Origin of the sequence: Pelotomaculum sp. FP (assembly GCF_004369245.1) — a bacterium.
Classification (GTDB): domain Bacteria; phylum Bacillota; class Desulfotomaculia; order Desulfotomaculales; family Pelotomaculaceae; genus Pelotomaculum_C; species Pelotomaculum_C schinkii.
This window is the reverse complement of the sequence record NZ_QFGB01000019.1, coordinates 13750-30353: the sequence shown is the minus strand read 5'-3', so window position 1 is coordinate 30353 and position 16604 is coordinate 13750. Positions and strand designations below refer to the sequence as shown.

The window sequence follows — 16604 nt, the reverse complement described above, 5'->3', positions numbered from 1 at the left end:
TAGTATGTACATAGGAGTTGATGTAGGAGGTACGTATACCGACGCGGTATTATTAGAAAAAAACCAAATAAAGGCAAGTGCCAAGGCGCCAAGCGGAAAAAACCTGCTTGGTTCAATTCTCGAGGCTCTAGATAAAGTCTTGCAGGATGTCGACCCCGGCCGTTTAAAAAGGATTGTTTTCAGCACCACCATGATTACCAACCTGATTGCCGAGCGAAAATATGATCCGGTGGCTTTGCTCCTTATCCCCGGTCCCGGCTTGAGCTATACGTATTACCAGTTTAACACCTTCACTCGCATATTAACCGGTACTATTGACTACCGGGGAAGAGAAACTGTTTCCTTAAAGGAACGGGAGGTCGAAGCGGCGCTTGATGAAATAGCTGACCAGGGCTTTAAAAAAGTATGCGTAATCGGCAAATTTTCACCACGCAATACATCCCATGAAAAACGCCTGGCGATGCGAATCAAAGAAAAATACCCCGACTGGGAGGTTGAACTCGGTCATCTGGCGGGTGGACAGCTAAACTTTCCAAGAAGGGTTGTAACCACCTACCTGACCGCTGCCACGCGTGAGTCTTTTCACCACTTTTTGAACCTGGTACGGCAGTCCCTGGCCGAGCGTCAAATAACTGCCGAAGCATTGATCTTAAAAGCTGACGGCGGTACGCTGCCCATGGAAAATTCTGATAAGATACCGGTGGAAACTATCTTTTCAGGGCCTGCTGCCAGCACCCTCGGGGCACTGGCCTTAACCTCTCCGGGTGAAACTGCGGTAATCGCTGATATCGGCGGAACAACCACAGACCTGGCCCTGATCTTAAACGGACAACCTCTTCTCTCAGCTAAAGGCGCCCGTATTGAAGGCCAGTTGACGCAAGTGCGCACACTGGCAGTCAAATCCGTTCCCATAGGCGGGGACAGCGTACTCGAACGAATGGGAAATGAAATAATTATACACGGCAAAAGGATGGGTCCGGCCTACTGCATGGGGGGGCCTGTCCCAACACCAACCGACGCGTTAAGGGTACTCGGCTTAACAACCCTGGGTGATCAAAACAGGGCTGCGGAGGCAATGGCGATACTGGGAGAGAGAAACGGGAGCCGTGTCATCGCTGAGAAAATTCTTAACCTGGTAGTAGATGGTATTTCATCCCAGATTAATAAGATGTTTCAGGAGTGGGAACTGGAACCGGCCTATCGGGTATGGGAAATACTGCAAAAGAGAAAGGTGCGACCTTCGACTGTTGTAGGAGTAGGGGGCGGGGCCAACGGTTTGGTAGACCGGATTGCGGAAAAGTTGGGATCCCGTTCGATCATACCTCCCTACGCTGCGGTCGCCAACGCCGTCGGCGCTGCAGTGGCTAAAACCACCCTGCAGCTCAGCCTGAGGGCTGATACTGAGCGGGGCAGTTACCTGTTGCAGGAAGAAGGCTTCGAGGGGAAAATTGACAGCAAGCAATTTAATGAGAAACAAGCCCTGGATATTGTAAGAGAGCGCTTAATCCGGATGGCCGCAAGACATGGACTGGATGTTAAACCGGAACAACTTGAGGTAACCCATCAGGAAGTTTTCAATATGGTCAGGGACTGGCAAACAAAGGGCAGGCTTATAGATATAACGGTACAAACTCCCAGGGGTATTACGGGGAGAATTGAAGCAGGGGGGCAAGAAGGGTGAGAAAGATCAGGTGCAAACAGACCGGGCTGATTTTTTTCCCTGCTTTTGACTGGGCCATTTCCCCCACCCACCCGGAACGGGAAGAGCGGCTCCTCTACACCCGTGACCAAATATTTGAGGAAGGGATTATCGACTTACCACAGATAGCTGAATTCACACCTCAACTAGCTTCTATTCATGATATCGCCAGAACCCACTTCTGCGTCCCGCAGGTTGAATCACAGACTACCGAAGCCCACCTGATTGCGGCCGGCGCGGCCATCACGCTGGCAGATCAGATAGTTGCAGGGCTTATTGATAACGGTTTTGCGCTGGTCCGACCGCCCGGCCATCACGCCATGCGGGTGGTACATGGCAACCGGGGATTCTGCAATATCAACAATGAAGCGGTTATGGTCGAGTACCTGCGCAGCCGTCACGGGATCAAAAAGGTTGCCATTATCGATACAGATGTACATCACGGTGACGGAACACAGGATATTTTCTGGCACGATCCGGATGTTCTTTTTATTTCCTTTCATCAGGACGGCCGCACGTTGTACCCTGGTACTGGTTTCATTTACGAACTGGGCGGTCCGTGCGCCTACGCGCGCACTATCAATATCCCGCTACCGCCAGGCACAACTGACGACAGCCTGCTGTATATCGTAGACAACCTTATTTTGCCGGTCCTGGAGGAGTTTAGACCGGACTTTGTCGTAAATTCGGCAGGACAGGACAACCACTATACCGATCCTCTCGGGAGTATGCGTATCACCGCCCAGGGATACGCCAGACTCACAGAAAAACTTCGACCGGACCTGGCTGTGCTGGAAGGTGGCTATGCCATCGAAACCGCTCTGCCTTACGTTAACATGGCCATTATTCTGGCTCTGGCCGGCCTTGACTACAGCAATGTACGGGAACCTGACTTCTGGCCGGGCCGTTTCAAGGAAACTTCCCAGCGGACCGAACAGTTAAAAAGGCTGGTGGACGGACTATTAAAGCACTGGAAGAATCGTGATACCACTTTAACCGGCCGGGGTAAAACAGTAAACGGATATTACGAGAGGGAAAAATTAATTTTTTACGATACCGACTATATTGAAGAACACCAGACCGAAAAGCTTAGAATTTGCAGCAACTGCACCGGTTACTTATCCATTGAATCAGAGGTGTCCCACGGTTTTGGCCAGGCCGGTAAAGTCCTTTGCCTTTCGGTGCCTTTCGGCGCCTGCTCAAAATGCCGTAATGAGGCTGCGGACCTGTATACCGGCGCAAAGAAATCAGTTGGGTACAACTATATTTATCTACAGGATAAGTCTTCAGATTACCTTCTGGGTTATGACACGAAAGCGGGTAAGGAATGGCGTCCATAGGACGGAGGAGCAAAACTTGGCCAGGATAATCGTACTTGATAAATATACTGCGGACCAGATCGCTGCCGGAGAAGTTGTGGAGCGTCCTTCCTCGGTGGTAAAGGAACTTGTGGAAAATTCAATTGACGCCGGAGCTCGCCGTATAGCCATAGATATCGAGGACGGCGGTCTGTCGATGATAACCGTCTCCGACGACGGCTGTGGTATAGAAGGAGATGATTTAGAACTCGCCTTCCAGCGACACGCCACCAGCAAAATCACTTCAACCGGCGATCTTGCCTGTATCTATACTCTAGGCTTTAGAGGTGAAGCCTTGCCCAGCATCGCCGCAGTCTCTAAGCTAACGGTTACAACCAGGACTCATGACGCGATGACCGGCGCCCAGGCGCAGGTTGAGGGAAGCGCCCTCGTTGCCATGGTACCGGCCGGGGCTCCTCCTGGTACCACCGTGACTGTAAAAGAACTTTTTTATAATACGCCGGCCAGGCGGAAAACCATGAAAAGCCCCGCCACTGAAGGTTCCCTCTGTGGGGAACTGGTTTCCCGCCTGGCTTTGGCCAGGCCTGATATACGCTACGAAATGAGAGTGAAGGGGAGGGATGTATTTTATTCAGCTGGCTCAGGTCGACTGGCAGATGCCGCAACAGCAGTTTACGGAGCAGCTATGGCCAGGGAAATGGTACCCCTGAATTTTACAGAAGAGAGGATAACGATTACCGGCATGGTAGGAAAACCCAGTATTAGCCGCAGCACCCGCAACCATATCACGCTCGTTATCAACGGTCGCTATGTGCGTTGCACACCGGTTACAGCAGCTGTTGAAGCAGCTTACCAGACCTTGCTTCCACAAGGGCGAAAACCGGTTGTCATACTGTCGCTGTCCATCCCCCCGGAGCTTCTGGATGTCAATGTTCACCCCGCCAAGCTGGAGGTGCGCCTTCTGGAGGAGGAAAAAATGGCTGTGCTGGTCAAACGGGCTTTACTTGAAGCTCTTAGGACCAAAGCGCTCATTCCTTCAGCAGCCTCAGCAACCCATAGAAAGTACCAGTCAGGACTGGTCGTCATGCCCCAGTTTGATACGCCCGTCCGGCAGGAAAGATTCAGCGAGCTGGTACAATCGCAATCCAGCGCTCAAATCATACCGGAGAGTAACAGCCCAAGCATAACGTCAACAACGCCACAGCCATATGGTCAACTGACAGAAAGCCGGTTAGCCGGCGCAGAGGAACCGGCAGGCTACGACAACCAGGTAGTTCCTTTCCCTGAGTTGCAGCCCCTAGCCCAGCTGCTCCCCTTATATATCCTTGCAGCGGGGGAGGACGGCCTTTACATTATTGACCAACACGCCGCTCACGAAAGAGTTTTATACGAAGAATTCCTGGCCGGGCAGAGCTCTACCCAGAGCCAGTGTTTATTGGGGCCGGTAACACTGGAACTGGACTACCGGGAAGCAGCTCTTCTCACCGAAAGGATCCTTTGGTTTACTGAAGCAGGTTTTATCATAGAGCACTTTGGAGGAAACACTTTTTTATTGCGGGGAGTTCCCTCACGCTTCCCGGCAGGACAGGAGAAAACGATATTTTTCGACCTGTTGGATTATTTCAGGGAAAAAGGAAATGATTCCTCACGTACTGAATTTTTTCACGTGCTGGCTGCCTCCTTAGCATGCAAGAACGCTGTAAAATCAGGGGAAAAGCTTACTTTGGCCGCTATGGAAGCGCTGCTTAGAAGCCTTTCCGGAAAGGCGAACCCCTTTACTTGCCCGCACGGGAGACCTGCCGTAATTAAAATCACCTACCGGGACCTGGCTACACGCTTTAAAAGGTAAATCCCGCTTAAACCTGATAGGAAGGAGTAGATTAAGTGACGGGCTGTCACTCAGGCATCACCTACAATCAGCAATATTTTGCCGTAACGACCTCCCACCGCCCGTCGCCGGTTCAGGTTTCTCTAGCAAATAAGCTGTCTGATGAGCTCTCAGTACCATTCATACCAAGAAATGATTTATCTATTGAAACAATGATATCTAATACCGGGGTTATCGGTATGATGGTTGTATCTGCACAAAGAATCAGCTTTTTTACCGGAATTTCAGAATTTTTTTTCCATCCCGGGCTTGCCAAGCTCCGCATAAACGAGTTAAAAAATGGGAAAACTGACCAAATGATACAAGCGATGTCGCTTGGAGCGGGGGACACCTTGCTGGACTGCACGCTGGGCCTGGGAACCGATGCCATCGTGGCAAGCTATGTATCCGGCACGAGCGGCAAGGTCACCGGGATAGAAAGCTCGATCTTGATAGCGGCTATTGTTGCACATGGGTTGAAAACCTACCAGGATGAAGACATCAACCAGGCTATGCTGAGGATTGAAGTAGCGCATTCCCATCACAAAGATTACCTGGCCGGCTTGCCGGCCCGAAGTTACGATGTTGTCTATTTTGATCCGATGTTCCGCATACCCAGAAAAAAATCACCCGCCATGGACGCCATGAGAGATATTGCCAATCCTGAGCCTATTGATCGTGAAACAATAGCCATGGCCTTACAGATCTGCAATAAAAGGGTTGTAATGAAAGAACGACGGTGGAGCAAAGAATTCGAGCGTTTGGGCTTCAAGGAAATCCGTGGCGGAAGGTATGCCCCTGTGGTTTATGGTGTAATTGATCGGCAGGGTATGGTATGAAGGATAAAGCAGAGAATGCAATGGAACCCCTGATAGTAATAACAGGTCCTACAGCTACAGGGAAAAGCGAGGTTAGCGTCCTGGTGGCTGAACATGTCGGCGGAGAAATCATCTCGGCAGACTCCATGTTGTTGTACCGCCATATGGATATCGGAACCGCCAAGCCTACCCTGGTGGAAAGACGCGGCATTCCACACCATATGATTGATATTGCGGAACCAGATCAGGAATACAGCGCCGCGCGCTACCAAAAAGAGGCTCGCCATCTAATCACCGAAATTTTGCTTAGACGCAATTTGCCAATTTTAGTTGGCGGGACCGGGTTGTATATAAAAGCTGTAATTGACCCTTATGAATTTGGCGCCACCAGTAGTGCGCCCGCGTTAAGAGAACGTCTCTTGATTGAAGCAGAACAAGATGGTTACGACAAACTCCACAGGAGTCTGGCGGAAGTTGACCCTGAGGCAGCCGCCAAGCTCCACCCCAGGGATACCAGGAGGGTTATTCGTGCCCTTGAGGTGTATTATCTGACCGGGAGACCAGCTTCAAGCTATATGAAACGAAACCAATACCACCTGCCGCTTTATCGCCTGTTTATGTTCGGCCTGAATATGGATCGGGCAAGCCTCTACCGGCGCATAGAGCAAAGGGTTGACGCCATGATTGCGGCCGGGCTTGTGGAAGAAGTCCGCCGGCTTTTAGAGACCGGCTACAGCAAAGAATTAAACGCCATGCGCAGTCTTGGCTATAAGGAGATTGCCGCCTACCTTACTGGTGAGATATCCTTGGAGCAGGCAGTTGAGCTCTTAAAGCGAAACACCAGGCGTTTTGCCAAGAGGCAGCTGACTTGGTTTCGCAGGGACGGCAGGATTAGATGGCTTGATATAGACGAGTTCGGCAGTTTAAAGGCGGTTGCAAAAGAAATAACCAAAAGTTTAGAAGGAGTATTTTAAGGTTTGTAGAACATAATAACAAAAATATCCAACGGAGGTAGCTCCTATAATGACAAAACCCCAAATTAACCTACAAGACGCTTTTTTAAATCAGGTAAGGAAGGAGAATATTCCCGTTACTATATTCCTGGTAAATGGTTTTCAGTTGAAGGGAATGGTGAGGGGCTTTGATAACTTTACAGTAATCCTGGAAAGCGACGGCAAACAGCTGATGGTTTATAAGCATGCCATATCAACCATAAGCCCGCTTAAACCTGTCAGCACATCTTTTTCCGAAGCCAAGAGCTCCTGAGCAATAGAGTTGGTTTTTGCCTCTCTATCTGAGGGGCTTATTTTTTGGTAGTAAATGTCCACCGCTGGCGTATACATTAAATGATTTAATGCCCTAGCAGAGGTGGCGAAAACCGGGTGAAAATAAAAATTTGGAATGGTCAGGAGTATGCAGGAAACCCCGGCAGAGGTCCTGTTAGGACCAATAAACCTGTCTATTCTAGCCAACCCTTGTATATTGCAGCCCGGCCTTCCGACGACCAGGCAGCGCGTCGTAACGCCAAGGAAATAATCAATGAACTCAATGCCTTAATCGGACTCAAAGGTGTTAAAAAGCTTATCGAAGAAATCTATGCTTTCGTGGAAATACAAAAATGCAGACAAATTGAGCGGCTCGCCGTGGAACCATTGTCGTTGCATATGATTTTCAAAGGAAACCCCGGCACAGGAAAGACAACTGTGGCCAGAATTCTGGGAAAGCTTTTTAAAGAGGTCGGCGTCCTGCCAAAAGGCCACCTGGTTGAAGTTGAACGGGCCGATATGGTAGGTGAATTTATCGGGCACACCGCTCAGAAAACCAGGGAACAGATTAAAAAGGCCCTGGGAGGCATACTCTTTATTGACGAGGCCTATTCCCTGGCCAGGGGCGGGGAAAAGGATTTCGGAAAGGAAGCCATCGACGCGCTGGTAAAGGGAATGGAAGACCACAGGGACAATTTAATTCTAATCCTGGCAGGTTACCAGGACGAAATGGACTGGTTTGTCGAATCCAATCCGGGCTTACGTTCGCGTTTCCCGGTACATCTGTCCTTTCCTGATTATAGCAGCCTGGAGCTTTTAGACATTGCCGATTTGATGCTTAAGAAGAAGCAGTATGAACTATCGAGCGGAGCCAGAGAAGAACTTCGTTTTGTGATTGAAAAGGAACAAAAATGCCATGAAAACAGCGGCAATGCCAGACTTGTCCGGAACCTGATTGAGAGGGCCATGCGCAGGCAGGCGGTACGGCTTCTAAAGCCCGGGAATAAAATGACACGAGATGATTTGATGCTCCTAAAAAGGGAAGACCTGATCGGAGAAGCAAATGATATTTAAGTTATATTAATAATTAGGAGATGTAAATGCGGCTGGTGAATAAGCTATATGATCTTGAACTCCTATCAGATGAAGTTGAAGAGGAGGTTCAAGTTTTCTACAGACAAATTGATAAAATAGCGCTCGCTAATCACGGCAAGGTGCTTGATGCCTTCAGAGCGGCCAGAGTAAGTGAATACCACCTGAAAGGCTCCACCGGCTACGGCTATGGCGACGCCGGCAGAGAGGCGCTGGAAGAAGTGTACGCCAGGGTATTCCATGCTGAAAAGGCGCTTGTGCGAAACCAGATCGTCTCCGGCACCCATGCCATAGCCCTTTGCCTCTATGGGGTGTTGCGACCCGGAGATGAGCTCCTGGCTGTGCAGGGTCAGCCTTATGATACGCTGGGAGCCATTATAGGAATCAGAGATAATGCAAGCGGTTCCCTAAAAGACTTGATGGTATCGTACAAACAGGTCGAACCCACACCTGAAGGTGGTATCGACTATGACAGAGTCGACCAGGCACTGTGCGACAAAACCAAGATGGTGCTCCTGCAACGTTCGTGCGGTTACGGAGCCGGTAAGCCACTTAGTATTAAGGAACTGAAAGGAATTATTGAATATATCAGGCAGCGAAACCCTGAAACGGTGATATTTGTTGATAACTGCTATGGTGAGTTTGTTGAGGAAGAAGAGCCCATCGACGCTGGAGCAGACCTTGCCGCCGGCTCACTGATTAAGAATCCAGGTGGTGGTGTCGCCCCAACCGGGGGTTATGTGGTCGGCCGGGAAAAATACGTGAACATGGCCGCCAACCGGTGGAGCGCGCCGGGTATAGGTTCGGAGGTCGGGCCTTCCGCAGATAACCAGCGTCTGTTTTTCCAGGGATTATACCTGGCGCCACACATCGTTGCCGAAGCAATCAAGGGGAGTATTTTTACAGCCAGATTTTTTGAGAAACTGGGATATGAGGTTCTTCCCATGTTTAATGAACAACGGTATGACTTGGTACAATTGATCAAGCTTGGCACCCAGGAAAAAGTCTTAGCTTTTTGCCGAGGCCTTCAGGCAGCCTCGCCGGTTGACTCATATGTACGCCCGGAAGCGCAGCCCATGCCTGGTTACGGAGACCCGGTGGTAATGGCGGCGGGAACTTTTGTTCAGGGCGCTTCTCTTGAATTGTCGGCAGACGGGCCGCTGCGGGAACCCTACAACGTTTATGTACAGGGAGGCCTTTCCAAGGAATATGTGAGGCTGGCCATTATATCGGCAGCCAGAGAAATAATGAACACGGTCCTACCTGACAGTAGTGACAACCCCGGTTATTAGAATTTTATAATTTTCATGTCAAAGAAAGGTTTTTTAATATTTTTATCGAAATAATAATAATAACTTATTAAACACCGTGGAAAGCATGGTGGTGTCATGAATTTTAAACAAATTGAGGCCTTTTTGTGGGTAGCTGAAATGCAGAGCTTTACGAAAGCTGCCCGGCAACTGTATATGAGCCAGCCTGCCGTCAGCTTTCAAATTAAGGCGCTGGAGGAAGACCTGGAGGCTGATTTGTTCCAGCGTGGCGACAAGAAGGTAATCCTTACCGAAGCCGGTCGTCTATTGTATCCTGAGGCAAAAAAGATGCTGCGGCATTATCATAAAATTAAAGCAGGTCTTGACGACCTGAGAGGTCTTAAAACAGGGACCCTCGTGGTAGGCGCAAGCACCATCCCGGGGGAGTATGTTTTACCCCTTTTGATCGGAGGCTTTAAGGAAGCTTACCCTGGAATTCGAGTTACTTTAAAAGTTGCCGGAAGCGGGCTGGTAACGAGGTGGGTGCGTGAGAGAGAGATAGACTTAGGGATAACCGGGGTTCCGGTTGAAGGAGATGGAATAGAATGCTCACCCTGGATGCAGGATGAGATGGTACTTATTGTCAACCCCAGCCACCCGTGGGTCAAATCAGGTGCTATTGATATTTCCGAACTTAAAACATCAGTTATGATCTTTCGCGAGCAAGGCTCAGGGACAAGGCGGACCCTTGAAAAAAAATTGGAGACAAAAGGGTTATCTTTGGAAGATATTCCCCATGGGATGGAGCTTGGCAGTACCAGGGCTGTTATTACGGCCGTGGAGGCTGGTTTGGGGGTAAGTATTGTCTCCCGGTGCGCGGTAAAGGACGCTCTGGAATTAAAAAGGATATCTGAAGTCAAAGTGCAGGGGCTTGATCTCAACCGCTCCCTTTATTTGATTAAACAAAATCAGAGTATAGGTGGCTTCGCTGTTGAGGCTTTCTGCAATTTTATTAATAATGGTGAAATATGCAAGCGTTTCCTAATAAAATAGGAAATGCTTTTTGCTTTTTACGCAACAAAATGTTGATTTAGTTCTCTTCTTGCAGGATATTCAAAGTATTTTGTCTAAATAACCTCCATGCTGTCTTCCTTAAAAAAATTATTTCTATTAAATCCTAAATTCTATACTCTCCGCACAAAAATGGCGATCCTCTCTTTTTGCTCAGTTTTATTGGCGATCACCACCGGCGGAATAATTGTGGTGGAGAAAATATCCTCCACAATTGAAGATGAAACGGGCTTAAGGGCTATGGCTATCGCCCGGACCCTGGCTCAATCCGATGAAATCCAAAATAATATCGGGACACCTGACGGAACATCCTACATCCAGCCGCTGGCCGAACGTACCAGGTTGGCCACCGGAGTGGAGTATATTGTTGTGGTGGATATGGATGGTATTCGCTACTCTCACCCTGTTGAGGACCGGATCGGCAAGAGATTTAATGAAAGCGATCTGGTACCGGCCCTTGCCAATAATGAGTACATCTCACGTGCCGAAGGGGTGCTGGGACCGTCAGTCCGGGCCTTTGTACCGGTTAAAGTAAATGAAGGGACCAGACAGGTCGGTGTTGTTGTGGTGGGTATTCTGACTCCCACTATTAGTTTCCTGCTCAGGACCATTCAAACCGAGCTCTACTACTCGCTAGGCATAGGGTTGTTGGTCGGCCTGCTGGGATCCATTTTCATGGCCAGAAAGATTAAAAGCGGTATGTTCAGTCTGGAACCCGAGGAAATCGCCCGGTTACTTGAAGAGAGGGTGGCTATATTTCAAGCTATGAGCGAGGGCATCATCGCTATTGATACGAACAGCCGCATTACCGTAGCCAATAAGGAAGTCCAACATCTCCTTAATAAAACCAACGAAGAGATTGTAGGGCGCAACATCATGGAATTGATCCCCAACTCAAACCTGCCGGAGGTCTTAAGTACAGGCAAAGCCCAAATCAACAGTCAAATGTATATCAATGATACCGCTGTTTTGGTTAACCGCGTTCCGATCCGCTTTAAGGAGGAAATCGTCGGCGCCGTGGCCACGTTTCAGGATAAAACAGAAGCTAACCGGTTGGCCGAGGAGTTAACCGGGGTTAAAGCTTTCATTGAGGCTCTGCGGGTGCAAAACCACGAGCACATGAACAAGCTGCATACCATCGCTGGACTAATCCAGTTGGAAAAATACGAAAGAGCGCTGGACTACATCTATGACCTCACTGAAGAGCAGCAGGAAATCACGGGGCTTTTAACGAAAAACATCTTTGACCACAGCATAGCAGGCCTCCTGTTGGGGAAATACACCCGGGCCAAGGAGCTTAGAGCTGAATTAATTATTGACCACAAGACCAGGTTAAGAGAGTTGCCGTCGCGGCTGGAGACCGGTGACCTGGCAATTATTGTCGGCAACCTCATAGAAAACGCCCTGGATGCCGTCCGGTTGGTTGAACCGGCCCGGCGTAAGGTCTATTTTTCGATGTATGACCAGCACGACTCACTTTCGATAATAGTCAGGGACATGGGACCCGGTATCCCCGAGGAAAAACATGAGCTCATTTTCCAGCAAGGCTTTTCCACCAAGGGTTCGTCAAACCGAGGTTTGGGTCTTTTCCTTGTAAAGCGCTACGTTCACCTGGCAGGAGGCTCCATAACCCTTAAAAATCTTGTCGATGGTGGAGTAGAGTTTAATATATATATCCCCAAGAAAGAGGACGTAAATATCACAAATAGCGAGCAAGAAGGTGAAAAATAATGCTCCAAATAGACGTGGTAATTGTTGAGGATGACCCCATGGTAGTTGAAGTTAACCGGGGATTCATCAACGCTGTGCCCGGATTCAGGGTCGCGGGGGTGGCGTCATCCGGCCGGGAAGCTGTGGAAATTATTAAAGAGATAACGCCGGACCTTGCTCTTCTGGATATTTATTTGCCCGATATGGACGGTGTAACAACGCTTCAGGAGATTAGACGACTTGGTTTGCCTACAGACGTAATTATTGTAACTGCCGCGCATGATGCTGAAACGATTCAAAACGTGTTCCGCTACGGCGCTATAGACTATATTGTAAAGCCATTTAAGTTCGCACGCTTAAAAACCGCCTTGAATTCCTACGCCACGCTGCACAGTAAATTCCGCCGGCACACACAGATGAATCAGAACGAAATCGACAGTCTTGCCTTAAGCCGGGGGCAACAGCTTGATGAAGGTGTTCCCAAAGGGTTAAACGAAATAACCTTAAAGCAGGTATACCTTCATTTATTGAAGGAAGGGGGAGCGCTCTCAGCCGAAGAGGTAGCGGAAGGAGTAGGTCTGGCCAGAGTAACGGCGAGGCGTTATCTGGATTTTCTGGAAAAGTCAAACCGTGTTGTATTAGAACTCCAGTATGGGTCTGTTGGCCGTCCGGTCAACCGGTATCGTACTATTGAGTAATATTGCATATCAAAGATATCACCAATAAAACCAATCATTGCCCTGGACCAACAATCATATAAGTTTTTGTAGCTGTATACAGCAATTGTTCTGGAAGTGGTGGTAAAAATTAAAATCCGGTTAACTCTGTTCCTGCTTATCATTTCATTATTAACCATCACCGGATGCGGGAAAAGGGTTGTAGATTTGGAGCAGGTAAGCCCGGAAGAAAAAATTGTAATTAAGTTTTCGCACGTAGTTGCTGAAAATACCCCCAAGGGATTGGCAGCACAGCGTTTTGCGACACTGGTCAAGGAACGCACACATGGCAGGGTCGAGGTGCAGGTGTTTCCGAACTCCACCTTATATAAAGATGGTGAGGAGATACAAGCTCTGCAGAATGGGCTTGTGCAAATGATTGCTCCAGCCACCTCAAAACTTTCCGGAATGTATCCCCAATGGCAAGTTCTCGACCTTCCTTATGCCTTTGAGGATGTAAACGCCGTACACGAAGCAATGTCTGGTTATATCGGAAACCGGTTGTGTGATAGCTTAAAACAGAACAACATGCAGGCTCTGGCCTTCTGGGACAACGGCTTTAAACAAATGACCAACAGCCAGCGGCCTCTGGTCAATCCAGCTGATTTTCAAGGGCTCTCATTCAGGGTAATGATAAACAGCCAGGTCTTAAAAAAAGAGTTTGAAAGATTAAACGCCCGTGCCGTAGAAGGTCCTTTTAACGACCTCTACCGGGTACTGGATTCCCATGAAGTAGACGGCCAGGAAAATACCATGTCAAATATATATTCTAAAAATCTATATAAGGTACAGCCTTACCTGACTTTATCGAACCACGGCTACATGGGTTACGTAGTCCTGACCAATCAACAATTCTGGACAGGACTGCCGGAAGAAGTGAGAGATGTGCTGGAAAGCACACTGGTGGAAGTCACTGAATGGGAACACGAGCAAGCCTTCATATTGGACAAACAAAGCCTGGAAAAAATTGTAGATTCAGGTCTGGTACAGGTCCACCAACAGACGGAGGCCGAAAAGAAACTATGGTCAATTATGTTGAAGCCTGTTTATTCGGAATTCAAAAATCTCATCGGAAACGACATGATAGACTATCTTGAAAAAATGCATTCGCAGTAAATCCATATTTAAATTTTACGTACAAGTCCGATGACTTTACCAAGAATTTGAAGCTCCTTCGCATATATTGGTTCCATCGCTCTGTTTTCCGGCTGCAAACGGACCCTTTCTTTTTCTTTAAAAAACCTTTTTACCGTAGCTTCTTCCTCAAGCAGGGCAACCACGATATCGCCGTTATTCGCGTCTTGCTGGCGTCTGACTACAACCATATCCTCGTTCAGAATGCCTGCTTCGATCATACTTTGGCCCTGAACCCTCAGCATGAAGAATTCTCCAGTGCCGGTAAAATGAGTAGGCAAAGTAAATAATTCCTCTCTGTTTTCAACAGCAAGGAGCGGCAACCCCGCCGCTACGCGTCCGACCAGTGGAACATTGATACATTTCACCGTTTCACCTTCCGGGTCCAAAACCTCTATGGCTCTCGGCTTTGTCGGATCCCTTCTCAAGTACCCCTTTTTCTCAAGCTTTCTAAGGTAACCGTGGACGGTAGAACTTGAACTTAGACCAACAGCCTGGCCAATTTCCCGTACAGAAGGAGGGTATCCCTTATGTCGTAGATTATCTTTTATCACCTTCAGGATCTCCGCCTGCTTTGGAGTCAAATCCGCCTCCATTTGTTGCACCAGCCTTTCGATTAGGTTTGCTATAATCTTAGTATAACATAAAAACCTTTAAGGTAAAACACTTGTTCGAGCTTGACCGGAAATTTTTGTTTATTATTTTTAATATTTAGAAGGAAGCTGGTTAATTTTTGTAGAAATACTTATTTCAGCAACAATAAATCGGAAAGGGGCAGATCTGTTGCAAAAGTTTAAGGTGGCAATTGTAGGAGCCGGCCAAGGAGGTTTTGCAATTTACAGAATGCTCAAGTCGATGGAAGAAGTGGAAATTACTGGTCTGGCCGACATAAATCCTGCGGCTCCAGGCATCGCAGCTGGTTCCAAGGACGGTATTTTTGTCTCTGACGATTACCGTGAGATAGTTAAGATACCTGATCTGGACGTGATTATTGAGGCGACCGGAGTCCAAGAGGTGCAGGAAGTCCTGCTCAAAATTAAACCTAACAGCACCGCAGTAATGGAAGCGCAGGCAGCCAACCTGATGATGACCGTCCTTAGAGAAAAAGAAGAACTATTGGAGCTGACAAGAATCCAGGGAGAACTCTCAACAATTTTAAACTCGATGCAGGAAGCTATTGAAGTTGCCGATATTAACGGCACTATTAAATACGTAAACCCTGCCTTTTGCCGTATAACCGGTATTACTGAACAAGAAAGGATCGGCCAGAACATTTTTCAGGCATCACCAGATGGAGCACTCGCCAACCTTTTAAAAACAGGTAAAATTATGTCCGGACAGAAAACTAAAGTGGGTGGAAGCGCAGCTGAAGTTGTGGCAAACGCCGCGCCGATTATTATTGACGGAAAAATGGAGGGGGGGGTTGTAGTATTTCAGCATTTTACCGATATCATGAAAATGATCGAAGAGCTAAAAAAAAGCACTACCATCATTGAGAACCTTACTGACAAATTAGGTTTGGTAACCACCAGTAAATACTCTTTTGATGACATTCTGGGTAACAGCGTGGAAATAAACCGGTGCATCAACCTGGCTGAAAAATCAGCCCACAGTAATTCTACAGTTCTCCTTTTGGGTGAAAGCGGTACAGGTAAGGAATTATTTGCCCACTCCATCCATGGAGCTTCCATGCGGCGCGAGAATCCATTTGTTAAGGTAAACTGCGCTGCTATACCTGAAACACTACTGGAAAGTGAATTCTTTGGCTACGCTAAGGGGGCGTTTACTGGAGCGGTTAAATCAAAAATAGGAAAATTTGAATTAGCCAACGGAGGAACTATCTTCCTGGATGAGATCGGTGATATGAATCTCCTGCTGCAGGGCAAGCTTTTGCGTGTTTTACAAGAAATGGAGTTTGAGCGTGTGGGCGGCAACCAGACCATCAAAGTTGACGTCAGAGTCATTGCGGCCACCAACCGCAACTTAAGGGAGCTAATCCGGCAGGGCATTTTTAGAGAAGACCTGTATTACCGTCTGAATGTGGTGGAAATAACCATTCCCCCGCTCAGAGTGCACAAGGAAGATCTTCCTGAGCTGGTTATCCACCTCATTACTAAATTCAACAGGAAACTTGGTAAAAAGGTCAAGAGCCTTTCCAAAGACGCCCTGGAAGTGCTCTACAGTTACGACTGGCCAGGCAATGTCCGTGAGCTCGAAAACGTTATCGAGAGAGTAATGGTAACGGCTGATGAGGAAATTCTGGTTAAGAAAAATCTTCTCCCACATGTCAATCAGGCGCGTATCTTCCCTGAACGCGACGTTGACCTGATGCCCATTGACCAGATGGAGGAAATGCTCATCCGCAAAGCTATGGCCAAGTACGGCAACACGGTGGAGGGTAAGCGAAGAGCCTCACAGACTCTGAATATATCTCTGGCAACCCTCTATAATAAATTAAAAAAGATTAAACTGACTAATTACAATTATTAGAATTTATTATAGATTTAAGAAATACCGCTTGTCTCAAGGGATAAGTCCCGGTTGATTCTACAATTTAGAATATTCTATATTTTGTCACATCTATAAGATACACGCCATAATTCAAGCCGGCATGACCAAGATGCTGTATTATTAAAGGATTACACAAGAACCAAACGCAAATA

Annotated in this window: 14 protein-coding genes; 13 read left to right on the top strand and 1 reads right to left on the bottom strand. The window is 47.9% G+C overall.

The window, feature by feature from the left end; translation table 11 throughout:
* Positions 1 to 4 precede the first annotated feature (4 nt).
* The 12 genes from Psfp_RS09490 to Psfp_RS09435 all read left to right on the top strand — a co-directional run bounded on the left by Psfp_RS09490 (position 5) and on the right by Psfp_RS09435 (position 13923).
* Entirely contained in the window at positions 5 to 1681 is a 1677-nt protein-coding gene (locus tag Psfp_RS09490) for a hydantoinase/oxoprolinase family protein (protein ID WP_134218303.1), read from the top strand.
* Positions 1682 to 1686: 5 nt separating this feature from the next.
* On the top strand, positions 1687 to 3039 hold the full coding sequence (locus Psfp_RS09485; RefSeq protein ID WP_134218337.1) for a histone deacetylase: 1353 nt from the start codon (positions 1687 to 1689) through the stop codon (positions 3037 to 3039).
* Between the two features lie 16 nt (positions 3040 to 3055).
* Positions 3056 to 4867, top strand: coding sequence for a DNA mismatch repair endonuclease MutL (mutL, locus tag Psfp_RS09480; protein WP_192895351.1), 1812 nt, complete (start codon positions 3056 to 3058; stop codon positions 4865 to 4867).
* A 35-nt stretch (positions 4868 to 4902) separates the two neighbouring features.
* Positions 4903 to 5724 (top strand): class I SAM-dependent methyltransferase, encoded by an 822-nt coding sequence (locus Psfp_RS09475; protein WP_243120563.1) that lies wholly within the window; start codon positions 4903 to 4905, stop codon positions 5722 to 5724.
* Positions 5721 to 6677, top strand: a complete 957-nt coding sequence (gene miaA / locus Psfp_RS09470) for a tRNA (adenosine(37)-N6)-dimethylallyltransferase MiaA (protein WP_134218301.1) — start codon at positions 5721 to 5723, stop codon at positions 6675 to 6677. The genes Psfp_RS09475 and miaA overlap by 4 nt, the downstream gene beginning before the upstream one ends.
* Positions 6678 to 6726: 49 nt before the next feature.
* Positions 6727 to 6969 carry an RNA chaperone Hfq gene (gene hfq, locus Psfp_RS09465; RefSeq protein ID WP_134218300.1) on the top strand — a complete coding sequence of 81 codons (243 nt, stop codon included), beginning with the start codon at positions 6727 to 6729 and terminating at the stop codon, positions 6967 to 6969.
* 209 nt (positions 6970 to 7178) lie between these two features.
* Positions 7179 to 8042 carry an AAA family ATPase gene (locus Psfp_RS09460; protein WP_243120568.1) on the top strand — a complete coding sequence of 288 codons (864 nt, stop codon included), beginning with the start codon at positions 7179 to 7181 and terminating at the stop codon, positions 8040 to 8042.
* A 26-nt stretch (positions 8043 to 8068) separates the two neighbouring features.
* Complete coding sequence (locus Psfp_RS09455) at positions 8069 to 9352, top strand: methionine gamma-lyase family protein (RefSeq protein ID WP_134218299.1); 1284 nt, start codon at positions 8069 to 8071, stop codon at positions 9350 to 9352.
* 96 nt (positions 9353 to 9448) lie between these two features.
* The gene (locus Psfp_RS09450; RefSeq protein WP_134218298.1) at positions 9449 to 10363 is read left to right on the top strand and encodes a selenium metabolism-associated LysR family transcriptional regulator; all 915 of its coding nucleotides are present in this window, start codon (positions 9449 to 9451) and stop codon (positions 10361 to 10363) included.
* 180 nt (positions 10364 to 10543) lie between these two features.
* On the top strand, positions 10544 to 12112 hold the full coding sequence (locus Psfp_RS09445) for a sensor histidine kinase (protein WP_348981128.1): 1569 nt from the start codon (positions 10544 to 10546) through the stop codon (positions 12110 to 12112).
* Positions 12112 to 12789 (top strand): response regulator, encoded by a 678-nt coding sequence (locus tag Psfp_RS09440; RefSeq protein ID WP_134218296.1) that lies wholly within the window; start codon positions 12112 to 12114, stop codon positions 12787 to 12789. Before Psfp_RS09445 ends, Psfp_RS09440 begins: the two co-directional genes overlap by 1 nt.
* 99 nt (positions 12790 to 12888) lie before the next feature.
* On the top strand, positions 12889 to 13923 hold the full coding sequence (locus Psfp_RS09435; RefSeq protein ID WP_243120562.1) for a DctP family TRAP transporter solute-binding subunit: 1035 nt from the start codon (positions 12889 to 12891) through the stop codon (positions 13921 to 13923).
* 8 nt (positions 13924 to 13931) lie between these two features.
* On the opposite strand, the gene lexA is transcribed toward Psfp_RS09435, so the two are convergent.
* Positions 13932 to 14537, bottom strand: coding sequence for a transcriptional repressor LexA (gene lexA / locus Psfp_RS09430; protein ID WP_134218295.1), 606 nt, complete (start codon positions 14535 to 14537; stop codon positions 13932 to 13934).
* 187 nt (positions 14538 to 14724) lie between these two features.
* Between lexA and Psfp_RS09425 the strand changes: the two genes are divergently transcribed.
* The gene (locus tag Psfp_RS09425; RefSeq protein WP_134218294.1) at positions 14725 to 16431 is read left to right on the top strand and encodes a sigma 54-interacting transcriptional regulator; all 1707 of its coding nucleotides are present in this window, start codon (positions 14725 to 14727) and stop codon (positions 16429 to 16431) included.
* Positions 16432 to 16604 lie beyond the last annotated feature (173 nt).

Coding starts and splice junctions, on each gene's coding strand:
- hfq (WP_134218300.1), top strand. CDS start 6,727: ATGACAAAACCCCAAATTAACCTACAAGACGCTTTTTTAAATCAGGTA.
- Psfp_RS09440 (WP_134218296.1), top strand. CDS start 12,112: ATGCTCCAAATAGACGTGGTAATTGTTGAGGATGACCCCATGGTAGTT.
- Psfp_RS09490 (WP_134218303.1), top strand. CDS start 5: ATGTACATAGGAGTTGATGTAGGAGGTACGTATACCGACGCGGTATTA.
- Psfp_RS09450 (WP_134218298.1), top strand. CDS start 9,449: ATGAATTTTAAACAAATTGAGGCCTTTTTGTGGGTAGCTGAAATGCAG.
- miaA (WP_134218301.1), top strand. CDS start 5,721: ATGAAGGATAAAGCAGAGAATGCAATGGAACCCCTGATAGTAATAACA.
- Psfp_RS09455 (WP_134218299.1), top strand. CDS start 8,069: ATGCGGCTGGTGAATAAGCTATATGATCTTGAACTCCTATCAGATGAA.
- lexA (WP_134218295.1), bottom strand. CDS start 14,537: ATGGAGGCGGATTTGACTCCAAAGCAGGCGGAGATCCTGAAGGTGATA.